10 protein-coding genes, 1 other RNA gene and 1 pseudogene are annotated in these 7,714 nt (G+C 61.2%); 4 read left to right on the top strand and 8 right to left on the bottom strand.

What is annotated here, in order from left to right; translation table 11 throughout:
• Positions 1-116: 116 nt before the first annotated feature.
• Positions 117-917 (top strand): precorrin-6A synthase (deacetylating), encoded by an 801-nt coding sequence (gene cobF / locus NKI69_RS33220; protein WP_352551866.1) that lies wholly within the window; start codon positions 117-119, stop codon positions 915-917.
• 58 nt (positions 918-975) lie between these two features.
• On the opposite strand, the gene NKI69_RS33215 is transcribed toward cobF, so the two are convergent.
• The 4 genes from NKI69_RS33215 to modA form a co-directional block, all read right to left on the bottom strand.
• Positions 976-1,317, bottom strand: coding sequence for a winged helix-turn-helix domain-containing protein (locus NKI69_RS33215; RefSeq protein WP_256751177.1), 342 nt, complete (start codon positions 1,315-1,317; stop codon positions 976-978).
• A gap of 74 nt (positions 1,318-1,391) precedes the next feature.
• Positions 1,392-2,504: a molybdenum ABC transporter ATP-binding protein gene (gene modC / locus NKI69_RS33210; protein ID WP_352551865.1), complete on the bottom strand. Its 1,113-nt coding sequence runs from the start codon at positions 2,502-2,504 to the stop codon at positions 1,392-1,394.
• Complete coding sequence (gene modB / locus NKI69_RS33205; protein WP_352442877.1) at positions 2,501-3,205, bottom strand: molybdate ABC transporter permease subunit; 705 nt, start codon at positions 3,203-3,205, stop codon at positions 2,501-2,503. Before modB ends, modC begins: the two co-directional genes overlap by 4 nt.
• 15 nt (positions 3,206-3,220) lie before the next feature.
• The gene (gene modA, locus NKI69_RS33200) at positions 3,221-4,015 is read right to left on the bottom strand and encodes a molybdate ABC transporter substrate-binding protein (protein ID WP_352723420.1); all 795 of its coding nucleotides are present in this window, start codon (positions 4,013-4,015) and stop codon (positions 3,221-3,223) included.
• A gap of 149 nt (positions 4,016-4,164) precedes the next feature.
• Between modA and NKI69_RS33195 the strand changes: the two are divergent.
• A pseudogene (locus tag NKI69_RS33195) lies at positions 4,165-4,367 on the top strand (TOBE domain-containing protein).
• A gap of 22 nt (positions 4,368-4,389) precedes the next feature.
• Here the strand turns inward: NKI69_RS33195 and NKI69_RS33190 are convergent.
• The 4 genes from NKI69_RS33190 to NKI69_RS33175 form a co-directional block, all read right to left on the bottom strand.
• Entirely contained in the window at positions 4,390-4,785 is a 396-nt protein-coding gene (locus tag NKI69_RS33190; RefSeq protein ID WP_155930600.1) for a hypothetical protein, read from the bottom strand.
• On the bottom strand, positions 4,764-5,183 hold the full coding sequence (locus tag NKI69_RS33185) for a hypothetical protein (RefSeq protein WP_352723419.1): 420 nt from the start codon (positions 5,181-5,183) through the stop codon (positions 4,764-4,766). The genes NKI69_RS33190 and NKI69_RS33185 overlap by 22 nt, the downstream gene beginning before the upstream one ends.
• Positions 5,180-5,974 carry a thymidylate synthase gene (locus NKI69_RS33180; RefSeq protein WP_027034884.1) on the bottom strand — a complete coding sequence of 265 codons (795 nt, stop codon included), beginning with the start codon at positions 5,972-5,974 and terminating at the stop codon, positions 5,180-5,182. Before NKI69_RS33180 ends, NKI69_RS33185 begins: the two co-directional genes overlap by 4 nt.
• A 157-nt stretch (positions 5,975-6,131) precedes the next feature.
• Positions 6,132-6,443 carry a DUF2853 family protein gene (locus NKI69_RS33175; RefSeq protein WP_023813086.1) on the bottom strand — a complete coding sequence of 104 codons (312 nt, stop codon included), beginning with the start codon at positions 6,441-6,443 and terminating at the stop codon, positions 6,132-6,134.
• 170 nt (positions 6,444-6,613) lie between these two features.
• On the opposite strand from NKI69_RS33175, the gene ssrA reads away from it, so the two are divergent.
• Together ssrA and NKI69_RS33165 are read left to right on the top strand one after the other, a co-directional pair.
• Positions 6,614-6,973: a transfer-messenger RNA gene (gene ssrA / locus NKI69_RS33170) on the top strand.
• Between the two features lie 83 nt (positions 6,974-7,056).
• A complete protein-coding gene (locus NKI69_RS33165) occupies positions 7,057-7,611 on the top strand; it encodes an AAA family ATPase (protein WP_352723418.1) in 555 nt (184 codons plus the stop codon).
• Positions 7,612-7,714 lie beyond the last annotated feature (103 nt).

Below are 7,714 nucleotides of genomic sequence, written 5' to 3'. Positions count from 1 at the left end.
CACGCGCCAGCGCGGTCTGGACACGCGCCAGCGCGGTCTGGACACGCGCCAGCGCGGTCTGGACACGCGCCAGCGCGGTCTGGACTAACGGGTTCCGATCGGGCAGGAGTTCGCCCATGCGCAAGCTTCTCGTCATCGGCATCGGCGCCGGCAATCCCGACCACATGACCGTTCAGGCCATATCAGGCCTGAACCAGGCGGATGTGCTGTTCATTCCCGACAAGGGCGCGAAAAAAAATGAACTGGCCGAACTGCGCCGCCGGATATGCGACCGCTTCGTCACCAACCCGAAATCACGCCGTGTCGAATTCGACGTGCCGTTGCGCGACCTGCCAATGGAAGATGGGCCAGTAGAAGATGGGCCGGCCCCCTCCTACCGCTCGACCGTCGATGACTGGCATGAAGCCATCGCCGCCATTTACGAAGGCCTGATCCGCGACGAGATTGCAGGCGACGGCTGCGGCGCCTTCCTGATCTGGGGCGATCCTTCGCTCTATGACAGCGCGTTACGCATCCTCGAGCGCGTGCGCCTGCGAGGCAATGTGGCGTTCGAGCTTGAGGTGATCCCCGGCATCACCGCCGTCCAGGCACTTGCCGCCAGCCACAAGATGGCGCTGAACCGCATCGGCGATTCCGTCCTCATCACCACAGGCCGCCGCCTGACCGAGGAAGGCATGCCGGACAATGCCGGCAGCGCGGTCGTGCTGCTGGACGGCAAATGCGCTTTCAACACGCTTGTAGACAAGGATGTCGTCATCCATTGGGGCGCCTATCTCGGAACGGAAGACGAGATCACTCTCTCCGGCAGGATCGGTGACATCGGCGCAGAGATCGAAAAGGTTCGAGAGGAAGCTCGTCGGCAGAAGGGCTGGATCATGGACAGCTATTTGCTGCGCAAGCCCGGTGAAGAGCAATAAGTCCTACTCCCCTACTCCCCTACTCCCCTACTCCCCTACTCCCCTACTCCCTTCCCCCTCACCCAGCATCAATCTCCGCCTGCAATGCCTCCATATGCGTCGCTGCCGCCGAAGCCGCCGCCCGCTCGATGGCGCGAAAACGGCTGACCACCGCCAGGCCGACCGCCGTCAACTGTGCGCCGCCGCCCTTGCGGCCGCCGGTCTGTGCCGCCACCAGCGGCTTGCCGAATACCCGGTTCATGTCCTCGACCAGGTCCCAGGCGTGCTTGTAGGACATCTCCATGCCGCGCGCGGCGGCCGAAATGGAGCCGAAGGCGGCGATCTGTTCCAGGAGTTCGATCTTGCCCGGCCCGATGCGCCCGTCGGGGTCGAGATTTATCCGCAAGCTCAGCGACGGCATCATTACTCTCCGCGGTCCAACCTCATACTAGAAGCTCCCTGGCGAAACCGCTATTCCAAAAAGACATAGCGGGATCACCCATCCACCTCGGCGGGCAGGCCGGCGCCGGTGTTCGCCCGATCGAAGCTCACCGTCTTGATCACCGCGAAAACCTTGCCGCCAAGATGGAGCTTCAGCGCCTGCCGCGACTGTTCGGTGATGCGGGCAAGCACGGTTGCACCATTGCAGTCGATACCGACCTCGACCGCAGGCCCTTCGCCGGGGCTCATCGCGGTAATGGTTCCCGGCAGGATGTTGAGCGCGCTGAGACCCCTCGGCTTTTCGGTGGCGATCATCACATCGCGGGCGCGGATACGGATGCGCACCGGCGTACCTGTTTTCATCGCCAGCCGTGGCACCCGGAGCTCGCCCGCGGCCGAGCCGAGCACGGTCATGCCGAAAGGCTCGTCGTGATGCAGCACCTTGGTGTCCAGCACGGCGCCCCCCTCGCCGCGCTCCTCCGCCGGCAACAGGTCGAGCCTTTGCATCACCGCCCCGGTCGGCCCGCTGGCAATGACATTGCCCTGCGCCAGCATCACCACGTCGCTGGCCAGCCTCGCCACTTCGGCGACCGAATGACTGACATAGACGATCGGGATTTTCGTTTCGTCGCGCAGCCTTTCGACATAGGGCAGGATTTCGGCCTTGCGCGCTTCGTCGAGCGAGGCCAGCGGTTCGTCCATGAGCAGCAGTCTGGGGCTGGCAAGCAATGCCCGGCCGATCGCCACGCGCTGTTTCTCGCCGCCCGAGAGCTTTGCCGGCCGCCTGTTCATGAGCGGCCCGATGCCGAGCAGGTCGACGACGGCATCGATATCGGCGTAGCGCTCCGCCGGCGGCGTGAACCAGCGGCCGTAGCGCAGATTGCCGGCAACGCTCATATGCGGAAACAGCCGTGCGTCCTGGAACACCATGCCGATGCGGCGCTTGTGCTTCGGCACGAAAATGCCGGCACCGGTATCGACCAGCACACGGCCGTCGACTTCGATGCGTCCCTTGTCGGGCCGGATTAGCCCGGCAATCATGTCGATCAGCGTCGTCTTGCCCGACCCAGACGCTCCGAACAGCGCCGTCAGCCGCCCAGCGCTTTCGAAGCGGGCGTCGATGGCGAAACCGCCGAGCCGATGACTGATGTCGACGAGAACGCTCATTCGATGTCCAGTCGCCGGCCGACACGCCGCGCCAGCACCTCCGAGGCCACAAGTGCTGCCATGGAGATGACGATGGAGATCAGCGTCAGGCGGAGCGCCCCTTCATCGCCACCCGGCACCTGCGTGAATGTGTAGATCGCCGACGGCAATGTCTGCGTCTCATTGGGAATGTTGGAGACGAAGGTGATGGTGGCGCCGAACTCGCCCATCGCCTTGGCGAAGGCGAGGATGGCGCCGGCGATCAGCCCGGGCAGGATCAACGGCAGCGTGATGGTGGCAAACACCCACAGCGGATTGGCGCCGAGCGTTCCCGCCGCCGCTTCCATCTTGCGGTCCACCGCCTCGATCGACAATCGGATCGCCCGCACCATCAGCGGAAAGCCCATGACGCCGCAGGCCAGCGCCGCACCTGTCCAGCGGAAGGAGAAGACAATGCCGAAATGCTCTGCCAGGAAAGCGCCGGCCGGGCCACGCCGGCCGAAGGTGAGCAGCAGCAGGTAGCCGGTCACCACGGGCGGCAGGATCAGCGGCAGATGCACCAGCCCGTTGAGAACGGTCTTGCCCCAGAACTGTCCCCGGGCAAGCAGCAGCGCAACCAAGATGCCTGGCGGCAGGCTGGCGAGCATCGCCACCGTTGCCACCTTGATGGACAGCCGGACCGCATTCCATTCGTCGGGAGTGAGGTCCAGCAGCCAGTTCATAGTGCCCCTTGGAACTCAGTTGCTCGGCGCGAGCACGGTAAATCCCTGATCCTTGAACAGCGCGGCCGCCTTGGCCGACTGCAGGCATTTCAGGAAAGCCAGCGTGTCCTTGTCCTTCGAATCGGCGGTCTGGGCAACCGGATAGATGATCGGCGGATGCGAATCCTCCGGGAAGGTGCCGACCACCTTGACGCCCCTTTCAGCATGCGCGTCGGTGGCATAGACAATGCCAAGGGCGGCTTCGCCCGTCGAAACCAGCTTCAGCGCCGCGCGCACGTTCTCGGCCTGCGCCACCTTGCCTTCGACCGAAGACCAGACGCCGAGCGATTCAAGTGCGGCCTTGCCGTATTTGCCGGCCGGCACCGCCTTGAAATCGCCCATGGCGAGCTTGCCGTCGCCGATCAGCTTGGCGAGGTCAAAGCCCTTCTCGATCCTGGTGTCGACCGCCGAGTCCTTCGGCGCCACCAGCACGATCTGATTGCCCAGCAGCTTCACTTCGGTGTCCGGCTTGGTCAGCTTCTTGTCGGAGAGATATCTCATCCAGTCGACGTCGGCCGAGATGAAGACGTCGGCAGGCGCCCCGCCCTCGATCTGTTTGGCCAGCGCCGAGCTCGCGGCATAAGAGACAGTCGCCGCCTCGCCGACATCGGCCTCGCAGGCCTTGTTCACGGCGTCGAGCGCGTCCTTGAGGCTGGCCGCGGCAAACACCACCACCTTGTCTTCCGCATGTGCTGCCGGCACCGCCGCCATCAACATCGCCGCAAAAGCGCCAATGGCGATCGCCCTTGATCCAAAACCTTTGCGCAGCATGGGAACTCTCCTCGGTTTGAAAGCTAGTCAGCCCTAAGTCTCCGACCGATATATCCGCATGAATATAACAAGGGAAGGCCCGGCGCCCCATGAAAGCGTCCGTACGACACCAATTGTCCTGGAAAGACCGGCAAAGAAACCCTGGAAAGATCAGTGCCCGCAACATCCCCTCCGGGGAACGATCGCCGAGATCGTCAAGGAGCCACCACCTCGCATGTCATGATCGGCGTTGGCGGCGGCCATCGTCACCGCCTCGATCACCAACGAGGCCGTCGCCGATCTCAAGCTCGAAAAGGGCAAGCAGGCCTATGCCGTGGTCAAGGCCTCGGACGTGATGGTAGGCATCGACTAGGGCCTGTCCTAATTTATTGGGCTTAGGCCGCAAGCCTATGGATCAAGGCATCTTCGACATAGATGCCATTGATGGTGTTGTGAGAAAATCGCACCTCACCTAGACCATCAACCCGCATGGCGATACCCAAGCCGGCGATGAGCCGGTCGTCCGCTGATGTGATCTTCACCTTGCTAAGATCTAAAATAGGCTCTTGTGGACGTGCCTTGCGCCAGTCAGCAGCAATGGTTGCCGCATCGAGATATTTTTTTTCGAGATCCTTTCGTGGGCCGCGATAGGCGATAATCATGCGCCAATTGTCGACGTCACTGTTGTACAACCATAGTGCAGCTGCAACTCCGAATCCCTTTTCATCAAGAGCACGAATTAGGTTGATGCCGGCGTCGATGTCGATCCTTACCAACGATCCTGAAGCCATCTGAATATTCCTTGCTCTTCGTCGACCATCGCGTTTCGCATGGCCGTCGCCTCGAACACATCTATCATATCGTAACGCGAAGCTTCATTCCAATCTGAGACCGCCGACCAATGGCCATCGAATACAGGCGACGCCGTCCGGCTTTCGGTAAGATCCACAGACAAGCCAGCCAACGCCACAAGCCGGTTGAGGTCATGGCTGTAAATGTCTTGGACGAATTTCTTATCAGGAATGGTATCCGGCTGAAAAAGCCGCGAAATTCGTGACTTGATGGCAATTTCCGCAGCGTACCCGAAAAGATAGTAAGCATTCGAATAGCGTTCGTTCTGAAACAAAAGTTCTGCGTCTTGCAGCTTCGCATTGGCTATGGCTTGAAGCGCGGTCCGCTCTAGCGTCATACCGCTATCGGCGCCTTGATCGATGCATCGGCGACGTAGTTTTCCAGCCGGAAATCCTCGAAGCGGAAGGCGAAGAGGTCCTTCACCTCCGGATTGATCCACATCGTCGGCAGCGTCCTCGGCGTGCGCCGCAGTTGCTCCCGCGCCTGCTCGAAATGGTTCGAGTAGAGATGCGCATCGCCAAGTGTGTGGACGAAATCGCCGGGTTTCAGCCCGGTGACCTGCGCCACCATCAGGGTCAGCAGGGCATAGGACGCGATGTTGAACGGCACGCCGAGAAAGATATCGGCCGACCGCTGGTAAAGCTGACAGGAGAGCCGCCCTTCCGAAACATAGAACTGGAAAAGGCAGTGGCAGGGTGGCAGCGCCATCGCTTCCACCTCGGCTGGATTCCATGCCGAAACGATCAGCCGCCGCGATTGAGGGTTTTTGCGTATCTCCTTGAGGAGATTCGCGATCTGATCGATCGAGCCGCCATGGCCATCCGGCCAGGAACGCCACTGCTTGCCGTAGACCGGGCCGAGATCGCCATTCTCGTCGGCCCATTCGTCCCAGATCGAAACACCGTTATCGGTGAGGTATTTGATGTTGGTGTCGCCGGCCAGGAACCACAGAAGCTCATGGATGATCGACTTGAGATGCAGCTTCTTGGTGGTGGTGACGGGAAAGCCGCGCGCCAGGTCGAAACGCATCTGGTAGCCGAAGACGGAGCGGGTTCCGGTGCCGGTGCGGTCGCCGCGATCGGCGCCGTTGTCCAGCACGTGCTGCAGGAGGTCGAGATACTGGCGCATTGGTTCCGGCTCGATTCGGTTGTCCAGCCATCATAGCTTACGGACAGGCAATCGAACACCACAAAGCAGCGCAAGCCCTGCCCGAAGCCAGCCAGTCCCCAACAACATCAGGGCTGGCGCATGGACCGCGCCAGCCCTGCGAATTGAAGCGCGGTCGTCAGAGGGAGCCGAGCTTGCCCAGGTCCTTCGCGACGAGGTAGTAGAAAGTCACCCGGCTCTTGGTGTTGTCGGCAGCCATTGCCTTGCAAGTCTTCTCGATGGATGCATCGGCCTTCGCTGCATCGCTGATGCCGAGCTTCTTGGCGACCCAGTTGTCCCTGACACGCCCGAGTTCCTTCGGGTCGGTGCAGGATACCAGCGAGGAATCGCGGTTCCTGAGCGCGATGCCCAGGTGCTTGACGATCTTTTCAACCGCATCAGCACTGGCGCCGGCATCGTATTTCTTCACGTCTGCAAGATAGTCGGCCATCAAAATTCCCCTCGTCGGCGCCACGGATCCGATCGATGAGGGCTGTGGCGCGCTGCTGCAACATGTGCGCTAGGTCGGTAACTCCTCACCGGGGCAAAGCTTCGGTTGAGACCGCGCCCAAGTCAACCCTTTGGACTTGCGGTTTTGTCAGGGGGACAAAGTGCCATTGCGGCCTTCCATTTCTTGCGATGGCCCCCTATATTCAGTTTGTCGGCTTGACCGACTATGGCGATAAATGGGCGATGAAATAAGCCGTTCGGACCCGGGGGCGGTACCCGGCGCCTCCACCAAAAGCCGCTGCTGATGACAGAGCGGTTTTTGCTGGGGGCGAAATAGGATCGACGAAGGTGTAAAGATCGTACTTTTGCCCGGCATGGTACCACCGTCATCGGGCTAAACCTGTAGTTGCAAATGACAACTATGCGGAAGCACGTCTCGCCGCGTAAGCGGTGCGATAGCTTCAAATCAAGCCCTAGAGGTTCGCACTTCTAGGCGGGGTTCGGAGGTACCTGGCAACAGAAACCTCCACTTCTCCCCTCCTCCGATATGCAGCATGCGCAGTGGCAGCTTCGCCGCGAAGGCGCCGGCCGCGTGCTCCCTCCATGGACAAAACATGCAAAACGATTCCGATCGCTTCTTCGTGCTGACCGGCGGTCCCGGTTCCGGCAAGACCACCTTGATCGAAGCCCTGCGCCACGCAGGCTTTGCCACCTCGGCGGAAGCCGGGCGCGGCATCATCCGCGACCAGTCCGACATTGGCGGACCCGCTTTGCCCTGGCGTGATCGCGCCCTGTTCGCCGAGTTAATGCTGTCATGGGAGATGCGCTCGTATCAAATTGCGCAAGAACAGACCGGGCGTCCTGTTTTTTTCGATTGTGGCGTTCCGGACACGCTCGGCTATCTCAGGCTGAGCGGCCTGCCGGTATCCGAACACGCCACCGCTGCCGCCGAGCGCTTCCGCTATCATCAGCGCGTCTTCGTCGCCCCGCTTTGGCCGGAGATCTTCGCGCAGGATGAGGAGAGAAAGCAGACGCTTGAGGAGGCCGAGCGTACCTATCATGCGCTGGTCGGCGTCTACACGGAGTTGGGCTATGAAACCGTCCCGCTGCCTTTGGCGACGGTCGAGGAGCGGCTGCGCTTCGTGCTGATCGAGGCAGGATTGGCATGAAAAAGGCCGGGATGAACCCGTAATGCAGTTCACTTAAGTTGGGCTGGATGAGGATCTGGTAAGACCTATCGAACAGGATGGAGATTCGTTTCCATCCTGTTCG

Source organism: Mesorhizobium sp. M0491 (assembly GCF_040321265.1).
In the GTDB taxonomy this organism is placed as follows: Bacteria; Pseudomonadota; Alphaproteobacteria; order Rhizobiales; family Rhizobiaceae; genus Mesorhizobium.
Note: the sequence above shows the minus strand (reverse complement) of the source record. Positions and strands in the feature narration are given on the sequence as shown.